The sequence below is a fragment of the Pseudomonas floridensis genome (genome assembly GCF_002087235.1).
GTDB lineage: Bacteria > Pseudomonadota > Gammaproteobacteria > Pseudomonadales > Pseudomonadaceae > Aquipseudomonas > Aquipseudomonas floridensis.
The window spans coordinates 16,053-28,155 of record NZ_MUIO01000037.1 but is presented as its reverse complement, the minus strand read 5'-3'; the positions used below and the strand labels follow the sequence as shown (position 1 = coordinate 28,155).

16 protein-coding genes and 1 tRNA gene are annotated in these 12,103 nt (G+C 57.3%); 8 read left to right on the top strand and 9 right to left on the bottom strand.

The annotated features are described in order from the left end of the window. Positions 1-262: 262 nt before the first annotated feature. Together BZK31_RS11355 and BZK31_RS11350 are read left to right on the top strand one after the other, a co-directional pair. Positions 263-352 (top strand) — tRNA-Ser (locus BZK31_RS11355). A gap of 151 nt (positions 353-503) precedes the next feature. Further along, a complete protein-coding gene (locus BZK31_RS11350) occupies positions 504-767 on the top strand; it encodes a hypothetical protein (RefSeq protein ID WP_083182748.1) in 264 nt (87 codons plus the stop codon). A gap of 100 nt (positions 768-867) precedes the next feature. Here BZK31_RS11350 and BZK31_RS11345 read toward each other — a convergent pair whose 3' ends face one another. Beyond that, positions 868-1,218 carry a helix-turn-helix domain-containing protein gene (locus BZK31_RS11345; RefSeq protein WP_083182747.1) on the bottom strand — a complete coding sequence of 117 codons (351 nt, stop codon included), beginning with the start codon at positions 1,216-1,218 and terminating at the stop codon, positions 868-870. Positions 1,219-1,565: 347 nt separating this feature from the next. Between BZK31_RS11345 and BZK31_RS11340 the strand changes: the two genes are divergently transcribed. Continuing rightward, complete coding sequence (locus BZK31_RS11340) at positions 1,566-1,934, top strand: c-type cytochrome (RefSeq protein ID WP_083182746.1); 369 nt, start codon at positions 1,566-1,568, stop codon at positions 1,932-1,934. A 54-nt stretch (positions 1,935-1,988) separates the two neighbouring features. Here the strand turns inward: BZK31_RS11340 and BZK31_RS29705 are convergent, their stop codons facing one another. Further along, positions 1,989-2,153 carry a DUF6021 family protein gene (locus BZK31_RS29705; RefSeq protein WP_083182745.1) on the bottom strand — a complete coding sequence of 55 codons (165 nt, stop codon included), beginning with the start codon at positions 2,151-2,153 and terminating at the stop codon, positions 1,989-1,991. Positions 2,154-2,297: 144 nt separating this feature from the next. On the opposite strand from BZK31_RS29705, the gene BZK31_RS11330 reads away from it, so the two are divergent. After that, positions 2,298-2,705, top strand: coding sequence for a DUF4124 domain-containing protein (locus tag BZK31_RS11330; RefSeq protein ID WP_083182744.1), 408 nt, complete (start codon positions 2,298-2,300; stop codon positions 2,703-2,705). A 3-nt stretch (positions 2,706-2,708) separates the two neighbouring features. Here BZK31_RS11330 and BZK31_RS11325 read toward each other — a convergent pair whose 3' ends face one another. Continuing rightward, positions 2,709-3,023, bottom strand: coding sequence for an EthD family reductase (locus BZK31_RS11325; protein WP_083182743.1), 315 nt, complete (start codon positions 3,021-3,023; stop codon positions 2,709-2,711). 172 nt (positions 3,024-3,195) lie between these two features. Here BZK31_RS11325 and BZK31_RS11320 point away from each other — a divergent pair, with 172 nt between their 5' ends. From BZK31_RS11320 to BZK31_RS11310, 3 genes are all read left to right on the top strand, one after another. Further along, positions 3,196-3,489, top strand: coding sequence for a DUF6388 family protein (locus tag BZK31_RS11320; RefSeq protein ID WP_083182742.1), 294 nt, complete (start codon positions 3,196-3,198; stop codon positions 3,487-3,489). 99 nt (positions 3,490-3,588) lie between these two features. Then, positions 3,589-4,278, top strand: a complete 690-nt coding sequence (locus BZK31_RS11315; RefSeq protein WP_083182741.1) for a crotonase/enoyl-CoA hydratase family protein — start codon at positions 3,589-3,591, stop codon at positions 4,276-4,278. 128 nt (positions 4,279-4,406) lie between these two features. Then, positions 4,407-5,378, top strand: coding sequence for a magnesium and cobalt transport protein CorA (locus BZK31_RS11310; RefSeq protein WP_083182740.1), 972 nt, complete (start codon positions 4,407-4,409; stop codon positions 5,376-5,378). A 70-nt stretch (positions 5,379-5,448) separates the two neighbouring features. On the opposite strand, the gene BZK31_RS11305 is transcribed toward BZK31_RS11310, so the two are convergent. After that, entirely contained in the window at positions 5,449-6,177 is a 729-nt protein-coding gene (locus tag BZK31_RS11305; protein ID WP_083182739.1) for an amidotransferase, read from the bottom strand. Positions 6,178-6,993: 816 nt separating this feature from the next. Between BZK31_RS11305 and BZK31_RS11300 the strand changes: the two genes are divergently transcribed. Continuing rightward, positions 6,994-7,365, top strand: coding sequence for a rhodanese-like domain-containing protein (locus BZK31_RS11300; protein ID WP_083182738.1), 372 nt, complete (start codon positions 6,994-6,996; stop codon positions 7,363-7,365). An 87-nt stretch (positions 7,366-7,452) separates the two neighbouring features. Here BZK31_RS11300 and BZK31_RS11295 read toward each other — a convergent pair whose 3' ends face one another. The 5 genes from BZK31_RS11295 to BZK31_RS11275 form a co-directional block, all read right to left on the bottom strand. Further along, the gene (locus BZK31_RS11295; protein WP_083182737.1) at positions 7,453-8,283 is read right to left on the bottom strand and encodes a transglutaminase family protein; all 831 of its coding nucleotides are present in this window, start codon (positions 8,281-8,283) and stop codon (positions 7,453-7,455) included. Continuing rightward, positions 8,280-9,239: an alpha-E domain-containing protein gene (locus BZK31_RS11290; RefSeq protein ID WP_083182736.1), complete on the bottom strand. Its 960-nt coding sequence runs from the start codon at positions 9,237-9,239 to the stop codon at positions 8,280-8,282. The genes BZK31_RS11295 and BZK31_RS11290 overlap by 4 nt, the downstream gene beginning before the upstream one ends. Positions 9,240-9,251: 12 nt before the next feature. Then, positions 9,252-10,661 carry a circularly permuted type 2 ATP-grasp protein gene (locus BZK31_RS11285; protein WP_083182735.1) on the bottom strand — a complete coding sequence of 470 codons (1,410 nt, stop codon included), beginning with the start codon at positions 10,659-10,661 and terminating at the stop codon, positions 9,252-9,254. Between the two features lie 519 nt (positions 10,662-11,180). Beyond that, on the bottom strand, positions 11,181-11,522 hold the full coding sequence (locus BZK31_RS11280; protein ID WP_083182734.1) for a ribonuclease E inhibitor RraB: 342 nt from the start codon (positions 11,520-11,522) through the stop codon (positions 11,181-11,183). Between the two features lie 239 nt (positions 11,523-11,761). After that, positions 11,762-11,998 carry a hypothetical protein gene (locus tag BZK31_RS11275; RefSeq protein WP_083182733.1) on the bottom strand — a complete coding sequence of 79 codons (237 nt, stop codon included), beginning with the start codon at positions 11,996-11,998 and terminating at the stop codon, positions 11,762-11,764. Between the last annotated feature and the right edge of the window lie 105 nt (positions 11,999-12,103).

Sequence of the window (12,103 nt, the reverse complement as noted above, 5' to 3'; positions counted from 1 at the left end):
AGGCCCCGAAGCCGATTACATCACGGGCGCCAGCCTTACCATCGACGGCGGCTTCGGCGCCTGACACTGCGTAACGCCGCGCCACCCGCTGACATCGGCGCGCCCGCGAGCGCCGACGTCAGCAGGTCTGCATCAGGCTTTTCACGCCCGAACAGCGTTTTCTGCTTAAGCGCATGAAAATTCTGAAAAAAAGTTTTGCCTTACGCAAAGCTTTCGACTACATTAGCGCGCCTCGACAGACACAACGTTGTCAGCGAGATACGGTGAGGTGTCCGAGTGGCTTAAGGAGCACGCCTGGAAAGTGTGTATACAAGAAATTGTATCGAGGGTTCGAATCCCTCCTTCACCGCCATATTCGATACAAGAAAAGCCCCGACCTTCCTCGTGAACGTCGGGGCTTTTTCGTTTTCGTACCTGCGCTCATCTCACCTCCAGCCCTCCTCGACTATGCTCCAAAGCGATGACTCATGACGGGTCAGCATTTCTCAAGCAGGAGCCTTCTTATGCGTAAACTCGGGATATCCATGGCAGCCAGCCTGATTCTGTTCGGCGCGATTGCGCCGGTTGCAGTGGCGCAGAGCGAGCTGGAAAAGGGCGTTAGGCATGACAATCGTGAACTGGACAAGGGCGTCGAGCATGATGCCAAGGAAGCTGACAAAGGCGTGAAGCACGATGCCGACGAAGTCGACAAAGGTGCCACGCATGATGACAAAGAACGCCATAAAGCCGACAAGCACATCGACAAGGAACTGAAAAAGGATCTTTGATCAGGTCGCGGCTACACAGCGCTGTTCAACACATCGCGCCCCCTGATTGATGTCGACAATCAGGGGGCGTCGAACCGGGCGGTCTCGCAGCATTGAGGATCTACATCACCTGATTCTTTACGCGCGACAACTTTTCCAGGATCAGCGTCAGCGCATCCTGATCGGAATCGCCCAACGTCCTGAAGGCGCGCACGACGGTCCCCTCGCGCTGCGAGAGGTGATGGGTATCGATCACTCTCGGCACACCAGTGACCAGGTAGGCGATATCCACGCCGATGGCCGAAATGGCTGCCAGATAGTCTGCTCTGGGCGTGCGTTCTCCCCGCTCGTAGTGTCCTTGGGCATTGACCTCGACGCCTGCGAATCTTGCGAAATCCTTCTGTGACAAACCTAACCGGTCCCTTTCGGCTCTCAGGCGACTAGCGAATCTATCCTCACGACGGGATGTCATCTTGGCCTCCGTCCAGCATTTGATCGAGCTTCAGGCAGATGCCGGGAGCGCTCTTACAGATTCAGCACGGGCATTCGCGACCACGCGTCCGCTGCCTCAATCAGGCGCGCCGGAAATGGAATGACTGGAACTCGACGAACGGAACAGGCTGAAACCGCAGGCTCGTCGCTGGAACTGAATTGATTCATGGTGGAGTGTAGTCGCAAAAAGCGAGACTCGATGACAGTCGGTAGATCGAGCAAAGGTGACAACATCGACAGGTCCGACCAAAGGTTTCGGTGCATGACTCACTGCGTTAGCATGCATCGCTTTGCAACCCGGGCAGTCAGGCTTGCCATGAGATCCCCATGAAAAAAACAGTGTTGCTTTTGATCGCACTGGCGATTCAGACAAGTGCGTACGGCGCTGGCGATGCAGAGGCTGGTAAAGCGGTGTTTACCCGGCTCTGTTCCGGCTGCCACAAGATCGGCCCCTCGGCGCGCAATGCATTCGGCCCGCCGCTCAACGGCATTGTCGGTGCCAAAGCGGGTCAGCACGAGGGTTATGTCTATACCGATGCGATGAAAAATTCGGGCATCGTCTGGACCCGCGAGCAGCTCACCACCTATATCAAAGACCCAGGCGAAGTGGTGCCCGGCACGCGCATGAAGTTGTGGTGGATGGGCAATGACCAGCGCATGGAAGACCTGCTCGAATACCTCGACGCAAACAAATGACGCTCAAATAAAAAGCCCCCGAATCTCTTCGGGGGCCTTTGCCACGTTGCCGATTTACTTATCGGATTCGTAAGGCGGGTAATCATCCTTCGTGCCATGTTCCTTGGCGGGCGTTTTCGCGGGCTTCACCGGATCGACTTGCGGATCTGCAGCATCCGGCGATTCGGTGTTGAAGTCCGGCTTGTCGGTAGTGTTATTGCTTGGCTTGTTGCCAGTCATGTGCGCCTCCATTGGGTTAAAACATGCAACCTGTCTATTGAGAGGGTTGATTGACTCAAGCGTGCGATGCGCCTGACGAACGGAGCCTTATGGCAGCCCGCGCTTGCAGATGGTAGCCTTGCGCCACTCAAGGAGGATGACGCGATGAAAAGGCTCTCGATCATGCTGGCAATCGCCGCATTTGCAGCGCCAGGTCTGGCTTACAGCGAGATCTTCAAGTGCACGTCACCGCAGGGCCGGGTGAGCTACGCCCCGGTTCCCTGCGATCCTGACGCCGAAGCTGCCGTACAGCGACCGGGCCCGCCGACCATGCTGCGCGAGGGAGAACCGGTCGACCATGCGCACAAGACCAATCTGAAGGCCACCGAATACCTGCAAGTCAGCGGCCGGACCATCGTGACCGTCATCGAGACCGAACGCTACAAGGCTTATCAAAGAAACCGTCCGCCGCCGCCCAACGTACCTTCTCAGTGCCAGAGCCCACGGTATGACAGTCAATGCTTCGATCCCTCGGGCGGTACTTCGGTCAGGAAAAACGCCCTTGGCAAGTGACGGTCACTCGGCGCGCACTTCACTGATCTGCACCACCGGAATCAGGTCCGTGTAGTTGATGATGTCTGCGTTGATCCGCTCTTCATGCGGCCCCATACCAGCCTGGAAAGCCTCGATGGAGTCGCAATAGATGTGACACATGCCGATGTAGGGCGGCGTTGAGCCCGGTGTTGCACCGCCCAGGCCCTTGTCAACGCTGTAGCGCAGACAGTGTTCGCCCATCAGCGACTGGACCAGTGGCATGTGCTGGTCACGGTAGTAGTCGTGGTCGAAACGGGCACCTTCTTTGTAGGCATACAGCACGCTGACTTTGATCATGTCGATAATCTCCGTTAAGTGGCCAGACGTTCTCTGGCACGCTACCGCGATCATTCGCGGCAAAGTGCTGTGACAACACTGGAACGCATTTCTCCCTTCGCTCACAATCACGCCGTTTGACCAGCCCCTTGATTCATGAGGTCTGGTTGCCCGTCAGATTGAGGAACCCTGTATGAATGCCCTTGAGTGGAACGAAGCCGCCCTCGCGAAATACCTCTCCACGCACCCCACGCTGAAAGATGAGATAAGCAACCTCAGCGCTGAAGAACAGAAGCAGCAAGTGCAATGGGCGTTCGAAGACGAGGCCGAAAGCCAGGGCATCGAACCTTGGGAGCTGGCACTGGAATTGATTGCCGAGTCACCCGAGCAGCTCAAGCAGATGCGTCTGGAAGCGCATGCTCAAGTGGCCGAAGCGCTGGGCATGGACTGGGATGATTACTGCGAACTGAACGACATCCAGGTTTAAGCGGTTTTCGAGTAAAAACCAGTGACCCACCAGTCAGCGCTTTACCTCTGGATGACGGGTGAGTAACGTCTGCTCACTTCAATAAAAAGGAATCGCGTCATGAGTGATCTGGTCTCGTACCACCTGGACGATGGCATCGCCACGCTGACCCTGAACAATGGCAAGGTCAACGCCATTTCCCCGGACGTCATCGCCGCGTTCAACGCTGCGCTGGACCAGGCCGAGCAGGATCGTGCGGTGGTGATCGTGACTGGTCAGCCAGGCATCCTGTCCGGTGGCTATGATTTGAAAGTCATGACCTCGAGTGCAGAAGCGGCGATCAGTCTGGTTGCCCAGGGTTCGACCCTGACTCGACGCATGCTGGCGCACCCCTTCCCCATCATCATCGCCTGCCCGGGTCATGCCATTGCCAAGGGCGCTTTCCTGCTATTGGCTGCCGACTATCGAATCGGTGTCGAAGGCCCGTTCAATATCGGTCTGAACGAAGTGCAGATCGGCATGACCATGCACCATGCCGGCATTGAACTGGCCCGCGATCGTCTGCGCAAATCCGCGTTCAACCGGTCGGTCATCAACGCCGAGATCTTCAACCCGCAAGACGCGATGCAAGCGGGTTTTCTGGACAAGGTGGTCAGCGTCGAAACGTTGTCCGAAACGGCCGTGGCAGTCGCGACCCAGTTGAAGAAAATCAACATGAACGCCCACAAGAAAACCAAGCTCAAGGCCCGCAAGGCGCTGCTCGACATTCTTGACGAGGCCATCGAACTCGACCAGCAACACTCGCTTTGACGCATGCGTGCAGCCCGGACAAGGGCTGCTCACATCGCCGCGAACTCAAACGCATTTGGCTGATCTGATCCGCTACAGCGCGCATACATCTTGATGCGCCACTGACAAAATGAAGAAGCGATAGCACCATGGGTCGAGTTGTTGCAGCCGCGGTTTACAGCAAGGGCAAGAAAGTCACCGACATCAGTCTGGATGAAGGCGCGGCCTGGGCCGCCAAGCCCGGTCATTTTGTCTGGATCGGGCTGGAGCAGCCCAATGCGCAGGAGCTGACCAGCCTGAAAGAACAGTTCAACCTGCACGAACTGGCCCTCGAAGATGCGATGGAAGTCCACAGCCGGCCCAAGCTTGAAACCTTCGGCGATGCACTGTTCATCGTGACCTACGCCCCGGTTCGCGACAACGGCAAGCTGCTGTTCATCGAGACTCATATTTTCGCGGGCAAGGGTTACGTCATCACCTCACGCAACGGCCATTCCAAGTCCTACGGGCTGGTGCGGCAACGCTGCGAGGCCCGGCCGCTGCTGCTGGAGCACGGCGAAGACTTCGTGCTGTATGCGTTGCTGGACTTCGTCACCGAGAATTATCAGCCTGTCACCGAAGCCATCCATGCCGAACTGGAAGTGCTTGAACAGAACGTGCTCGGCGGCTCGCTGCGCGAGGCGGATATTCAGCACATCCATTCGCTGCGGCGCGATCTGTTGAGAATGCGCCGCTATGTGGCACCCATGGTGGAAGTCGGCGAGGAGTTGCAGAAGCTCAGCTTCCCTTTCATCGACAAGAACATGCGGCCCTACTTCCGTGATGTCGAGATCCACGTCAAACGGCAGATGGAAGACCTGGGCAACCTGTGCGATATCGCCAGTCAGACCATCGAGATCGGTCTGCTGCTGGAATCCTCGCGACAAAGCATCGTGCAGCGCAAGTTCGCCGGCTGGGCGGCCATCCTGGCCTTCCCGACCGCGATTGCCGGTATCTACGGGATGAACTTCGAGAACATGCCGGAGCTGACTTGGCATTACGGCTACTTCATCGTGCTCGGCGTCATCGTCGGCGGCTGCTCGGCACTGTTCGCCAGCTTCAAGCGCTCGGGCTGGCTGTAGACGAAGACTCCTTGCGAACAAGCCGAAACAGGCGTGCCTTTACGCCGCACGGCTCTACCGGCCAGCAGACTCAGACCGCTGCTGCATCCGGCTTGTGCGCGACGAAACGCATCATCCATTCGGCCACAGTCACGCCGTGGTGATCCTGATCGAGGCTGGCCACACCTTTTTGGTAAACCTGCTCGCCCAGTGATTGCTGACGGATGTCCAGCAAGGTTCGCGAATAGTCATGAATGAATTCGGGATGCCCCTGGAAACACAGCACCTGATGGTTGATGTGGTACGCAGCGAACGGGCAGAACTCACTCGAAGCAATCACCGTGGCATTTTCTGGCAAGGACGTAACCTGATCCTGATGGCTGATCAGCAGCGTCAAATCTTGCACCGCAGGTTTCATCCACGGCGTGGCGGGTGCCAGTTGGTAATGATGAATGCCTACACCCCAGCCTTGCGTGGCACGCTCGGTCTTGCCACCGAGCAACAGGGCCAGCAACTGGTGACCAAAGCAGATGCCCAGCAACTTGTCGCCGCGCTCATACAGCTTGAGCAGATAGGCTTTCAAGTCTTGAATCCAGGGATCGCTGCCAAACGAATCGGCCTTGCTGCCCGTCACCAGATAAGCGTCGAAACGCTCGCCCTCGGGCGGATAAACGCCCTGCATCACGTTATAGACCTCGAACTCGGCCGCAATCGGCTGGCGGGCGAACAGCAACTCGAACATGTGTCCGTAACCCTGGTACTGCTCGACCAGCTCCGGGCGCAGGATGTCGGTTTCCAGAATGCAGATGCGTAACGGCATAAAAAGAACCTGAAGCAGTAATTGAGCGATAGCGTACGCGGGCAGCCTGCCCTGATGCCCGCTGCAAATCAAGCAGCCGCATTTGAGCGAGACGCCTGCGCTGGCGAAAGAAGAGAATGGACCCGGACAGCTCCCGGTTAGAACCTGAACCTTGCCGCGCCGATTCAGGACACTGTAGGACCTTTCCGGGCCGGACGAACGGTAGAACGCAAACAATTTCGCTCAACGTGTCTAGCCAGCACTTATGAAACGATTCAGCTAGTTTTTGATATCATCCGGTTCTAAAAAAGCAGCGTGCAAATTCTAAACGATTCTAAAGCGCGGGGCACGCGGCCTCTAAGGTTAAGTCTGTAACAGGACGGCGCGATAAAAATAATGCTGCTTCAGGTTGCGGTCAATTGATCGAACCTCCCTGTTCCAGGCGCTGTACGAAAGTTGACGGGCGAAGGTCAGGCAAGGCAAACACGGGCAAGCAAGCGGAATCTACGTAGTGTAAGTGAGCATACCGCGCCTGTTTTTAACGCCGCATCACCGAGCGCAGCCTCTGTTCGTACAAAGCCCAAGTGATCCACCTTTGCCAGCTGCCCGCATTACCGCTTATGCATGTGGTCAGCTTTTGTCGCTCAGGAATAACAACAAAAGGCAGTCAGCCATGTTCAAACATTCGAAAGTACGTCAGGCCGGACTTATCGTCTTTGCCACCACACTTCTGTTGATCTTGCCGAACCTGACACGGTTGTTCGGTTAGTCAACTTGCGCTATCGAACCGCGCGCAACTATGCCACTCTTCCCATTCGAATGAAGGGAGAATGGCTCATGCGTCAATGGATAGCGCTCATTGCACTGGCGGGCAGCCTGACCACTCAGGCGGGTGAAGTGGATCAGGCCGCAGCGGTTCTGGCACTCAAGGAAGGTAAACTGGCAATGGACATCCGCAGCCAGACCGACTACGACGCCGGCACCGTGTTGAACGCCGTGCGCGTCGATGAAGTGCGGCTGGTCAATCAGATGAAACTGGTGCTCAACGACCGTAACGCGGTGTTCGTGATCTTCAGCAGTTCCAATGAAAAAGCCAATCGGGCTCAGGACAAGCTGATGAAAGCCGGTTATTACAGCGTGATCAACGGTGGCAACTATGAAGAGTTGCACAATGCCCTGTATGACATTACGGATGACCCGGCAGAATAAACATTCAATTGCATGAATAAACTGCAATGAACATCGGGCAGTGCATGTTTATGAATGCACTGCCCGGCGCGCGTCAGTTCGCAACGATCACTGGTGCTGTGCCTGCCCCTGGACCCGGGCTTTGGTCTTCGGCACGCTGACCATCGGCGAAACCACCACTTTGGCGTGCATCTGCTCTGCCCCGCCGCCACGCCGCATGCCACGTACCGGGCAGGCGTCGAGATAGTCCAGACCTACGGCCAGCTTCAGGTGGCGCTCGGGAATCGCCAACTGATTGGTCACATCGAAGCTGTACCACGCATCATCGATCCAGGCTTCCGCCCAAGCATGGCTGGAGAGATGATCGCTGTCTTCGCTGCACAGATAACCCGACACATAACGCGCTGGTATGCCCAGCGTGCGGGCGCATGCCAGGAAGGCATGAGTGTGATCCTGACAGACACCGGAACGCCCGGCAAAGGCCTTCGCCGCACTGGTGTCGACCTCCGTCGCGCCCTGCGTGTAAGTCATGTGCTGATTCAACGCCTGCATCAAATCGATCAGCGCCGTACGGTCGATACGGGTGCCGCAATGCGTGGCGGCGAAACTGCGAATCGCTTCATCAGGCTCGGTCAGGCGCGTCACCCGCAGAAACGGCAAAGGTGACTGACTTTCATGCTCGGCCTCACAGGTCGCATCGATTTCAACCTGTCCACGCGCACCGATGATGATCGCCTCGTGTGGCTCCTCCAGACTCAGCACGTGCAGAATATTGCCGAACGGATCGACCTGCGCACGCACCTCGCGCGGCAAGGTCAATTGCCAACTGAGCACCTTCTGGCGCTCGCTGTCGTGGGGGGTCAGGCGCAGGTACTGGATGCTCGAACGTACCTGATCATCATAGTGATAGGTGGTTTCGTGGCTAATTGAGAGTCTCATGCAGCCTCCAGGTACGAAGTGTGGATAGCATCACCCAGTTGGGCCAGCATCGGGATGAATTCGTTCAACCACTCATGCAGACCTTCATTCAGGATCTCGTCGATGCTGGTATAGCGCAGCCGTGCATCCATCTCGGCGGCCATGCGTTGCGCGGGCCTGCCATTGACACCGGGCAGGCTGGCGAGAATCAGGTCCATCTCTTCGAGGCACGCTCGCAGCGAGCGCGGAATGTCGGCGCGCAACAGCAGCAGCTCGGCAACCTGACGGGCTCCTGGTGCGTCGCGATAGACTTCGGTATACGCCTCGAACGAAGACAGCGCCCGCAACAGCGCGCTCCACTGGTAATAACCGGCGGCGGAGTTGTCCGCTGCGGCATTGGCCTGCGGCCCGCGCAATTCGAGCATTTCATAACGGGCGTCGAGCATGCGCATGGTGTTGTCGGCACGCTCGATGAACGTCCCCAGCCGAATGAAACGGAACGCGTCGTTACGCATGATGGTGCCGTAGGTCGCGCCGCGGAACAGGTGCGAGCGCTCTTTGACCCACTCACAGAAACGGCTCATGCCGTAGCGCGTCAGGCCCTGCTGGGCAATACCACGGATTTCCAGCCAGGTGGAATTGATGTTCTCCCACATGTCGGCGGTAATTCGGCCACGCACTGCATGCGCACTGGCACGTGCCGCCCCCAGGCAGCTGTAGATACTGGCCGGGTTGCTCGCATCCAGGGCGAAAAAGTGCAGCATGCGCTCGGCATGCAATTCACCGTGGCGCTCGATATAGGTTTCCAGAGTACCGGTGATCAATAACGGCATGGCTATTTCATCCAGCCCGTCACCACGCCCGTCCTGGGGCATCAGCGACAGCGAATAGCTCACGTCCAGCATTCGGGCGAGGTTCTCCGCTCGCTCCAGGTAACGCGACATCCAGAAAAGATCCGAGGCAGTTCTACTTAACATTGGCAGGCATCCTTAATCCTCGACCACCCAGGTGTCTTTGGTTCCGCCACCCTGAGACGAATTCACCACCAGCGAGCCTTCACGCAAGGCTACGCGGGTCAGGCCGCCGGGTACGACGCGGGTTTCACGCCCGGACAGCACGAAGGGGCGCAGATCGATGTGGCGCGGGGCAATACCGTTCTCGACGAATGTCGGGCAGGTCGACAGGCACAACGTAGGCTGAGCGATGTACGCGTGCGGCTTGGCCTTGAGCCGGACCCGGAAGGCCTCGATCTCGGCAGCCGTTGCCGCAGGCCCGACCAGCATCCCGTAGCCGCCGGAACCCTGGGTTTCCTTGACGACAAGGTCCTTGAGGTTGGCCAGCACATGGGACAGCTCTTCGGGTTTGCGGCACTGCCAGGTGGGCACGTTCTTGAGAATCGGTTCTTCGTCGAGGTAGAAACGGATCATGTCGGTGACATACGGATACACCGATTTATCGTCTGCTACGCCGGTGCCGATGGCGTTGGCCAACACCACGTTGCCGGAACGGTAAGCCGCCAGCAGGCCGGGCACGCCAAGCATCGAATCGGGATTGAACGCCAGCGGATCGAGGAACGCATCGTCCAGACGACGGTAGATCACATCGACCGCTTTCGGGCCGTCGGTGGTGCGCATAAAGACACGATCATCGCGCACGAACAGATCGGCGCCCTCCACCAGTTCAACGCCCATCTCGCGTGCCAGAAAGGCATGCTCGAAGAACGCGCTGTTGAAGCGGCCCGGCGTCAGCACCACCACACTCGGGTTGTCCAGATGGCTGGAGCTCTTGAGGGTGTCCAGCAACAGATTCGGGTAATGATCGATCGGGGCAATGCGCTGCGCTGCGAACAGCTCGGGGAACAGACGCATCATCATCTTGCGGTCTTCGAGCATGTAACTCACACCGCTGGGCGTGCGCAGGTTGTCTTCAAGCACGTAATACGTGCCGTCACCGTCGCGCACCAGATCGACGCCGGAAATGTGCGAGTACAGATCGCGGTGCAGATTCAGGCCCTGCATCGCCAATTGATATTGCTCGTTGGCCAGCACCTGTTCGGCAGGAATGATCCCGGCCTTGATAATGCGCTGATCGTGATAGAGGTCGGCGAGAAACATGTTCAGCGCCTTGACGCGCTGAATGCAGCCGCGCTCCACCACCCGCCACTCGCTGGCCGGGATACTGCGCGGAATGGTATCGAACGGAATCAACCGCTCGGTACCCTGCTCGTCACCGTAGAGCGTGAACGTGATCCCGGCGCGATGAAACAGTAAATCGGCTTCACGCCTGCGTTGAGCCAGCAGCTCAGGGGGCGTATCGCCCAGCCAGCGGGCGAATTCCCGATAATGCGGGCGGACCAGACCGCCAGCGTCGTACATCTCGTCATAAAAGGTGCGGATCATGCCGTACTCCTTGTCACCATGGACACCTTAGGCTTCGCAAGGCCCGTGCCACCGGCATAAACGCTTGAATATCAATAAGTTAGATATACACCTGGCAGGCAGCGCACCATTCCTGTGCGACAAACGCCCCAGCCACTTCTCGTATGCGTCATTCGGAAGCGTCATTCAACCGTGAAATCTATGATCCGCATAGTCAGAGTTGATTTCCGAACCCGATATTAGTTCGCCATAATCGCCAGCAACCGAGCAAACAGGGCATCAAACGTCAGTTTTGCCACCCACCCTATTTTTCAGCGAGTGCGATGCACCTTAACGCGTTCCTGACCGGACTTCCCTTTGCGCCACTCTGTTGAGTGGCTTTTTTTTGCGCACGCAACGCTGAAAGCCTCCTTAAACCGTCGAAAACGAAGCGCAAACGGCGGGGTTCGGCTGCCGAAATGCGCCCCAAAAACCAGACCGGCCGACCTGGCATGTTTCTCCAGGTCGGCCGGTCAGCTTTCATGTTTCAAGAACACCGAATCAGGCGTGCAGTCTTCTGATTTCCTGGGTGACACCCCAGCCTTCAACCTCCCCGTCCATTGGCGAAATGACCATCTGAAAATCTTGCTCGAAATCACCGATGCCATCGTAAGTGGCATACATCACTTTGCTCAGTTGCAGGTGCCAGGCACCGTCGTCTCGCACATTGATCTGAGTGTTGAGAGACTCACCGCGAAATTTTTCTGCAGCCTGCCGTGCCCGTTCCTCGTCGGGAAAAATGGCATAGAACTCGATGGGATGGATTCGTGCAAAGTCAAAACCGCCTTCTTTCATGCGACGCAGTACGTTACTGCTGATGTCCTCTTGATAGGCTGTGCTCATGAAACGTCCTCCTATGCAACGATAGATAGAGTTTCAACGCTTCCCGAGCGACCCGCATGTAAGTCGCGGCACGCCAGATACTCTGGCGAGGGGAATCAAGCATGTAGCTGACCGGACCTGAAACAGGCCGGTGATGGACCTGTGTCAGAGGCCACCTTGGCGGCCTCGTTTGCAGAGTAGACCCATCACGAGGCGATTGCCAAGTGATTGGTGCATCAAGATTTTTTTGCAACCATGGATCACTTCGTTTCTGTAATGGAAATGATCTTGACGCTGTTATGGTCCTTGAGGGTCTTGACCGTCGGCTTGTCGGTCCTGCCTTCCAGGTCGTTGAGATCCAGCTTGTCCGTGACCGGATACAAATCCTTGCGCAGCAGGCGCGCAGCGTCCTCTTCACTGGGGCGAGTCCGCCATGGCACGTCATGGCGTTGCTGCACACCATCCTTGTCCATATACAAAATGGCCCACTTTTTCATCAATGCCTCCAGAGTCGGCAAGCCAGGCACTCTGACTTACCTAACTCTGGACCTTTTGGCCACGGCATTCGTTCCAATGGATTGCGCACTGCAAACAGCCCCAAA

Coding starts and splice junctions, on each gene's coding strand:
- BZK31_RS11350 (WP_083182748.1), top strand. CDS start 504: ATGCGTAAACTCGGGATATCCATGGCAGCCAGCCTGATTCTGTTCGGC.
- BZK31_RS11345 (WP_083182747.1), bottom strand. CDS start 1,218: ATGACATCCCGTCGTGAGGATAGATTCGCTAGTCGCCTGAGAGCCGAA.
- BZK31_RS11340 (WP_083182746.1), top strand. CDS start 1,566: ATGAAAAAAACAGTGTTGCTTTTGATCGCACTGGCGATTCAGACAAGT.
- BZK31_RS29705 (WP_083182745.1), bottom strand. CDS start 2,153: ATGACTGGCAACAAGCCAAGCAATAACACTACCGACAAGCCGGACTTC.
- BZK31_RS11330 (WP_083182744.1), top strand. CDS start 2,298: ATGAAAAGGCTCTCGATCATGCTGGCAATCGCCGCATTTGCAGCGCCA.
- BZK31_RS11325 (WP_083182743.1), bottom strand. CDS start 3,023: ATGATCAAAGTCAGCGTGCTGTATGCCTACAAAGAAGGTGCCCGTTTC.
- BZK31_RS11320 (WP_083182742.1), top strand. CDS start 3,196: ATGAATGCCCTTGAGTGGAACGAAGCCGCCCTCGCGAAATACCTCTCC.
- BZK31_RS11315 (WP_083182741.1), top strand. CDS start 3,589: ATGAGTGATCTGGTCTCGTACCACCTGGACGATGGCATCGCCACGCTG.
- BZK31_RS11310 (WP_083182740.1), top strand. CDS start 4,407: ATGGGTCGAGTTGTTGCAGCCGCGGTTTACAGCAAGGGCAAGAAAGTC.
- BZK31_RS11305 (WP_083182739.1), bottom strand. CDS start 6,177: ATGCCGTTACGCATCTGCATTCTGGAAACCGACATCCTGCGCCCGGAG.
- BZK31_RS11300 (WP_083182738.1), top strand. CDS start 6,994: ATGCGTCAATGGATAGCGCTCATTGCACTGGCGGGCAGCCTGACCACT.
- BZK31_RS11295 (WP_083182737.1), bottom strand. CDS start 8,283: ATGAGACTCTCAATTAGCCACGAAACCACCTATCACTATGATGATCAG.
- BZK31_RS11290 (WP_083182736.1), bottom strand. CDS start 9,239: ATGTTAAGTAGAACTGCCTCGGATCTTTTCTGGATGTCGCGTTACCTG.
- BZK31_RS11285 (WP_083182735.1), bottom strand. CDS start 10,661: ATGATCCGCACCTTTTATGACGAGATGTACGACGCTGGCGGTCTGGTC.
- BZK31_RS11280 (WP_083182734.1), bottom strand. CDS start 11,522: ATGAGCACAGCCTATCAAGAGGACATCAGCAGTAACGTACTGCGTCGC.
- BZK31_RS11275 (WP_083182733.1), bottom strand. CDS start 11,998: ATGAAAAAGTGGGCCATTTTGTATATGGACAAGGATGGTGTGCAGCAA.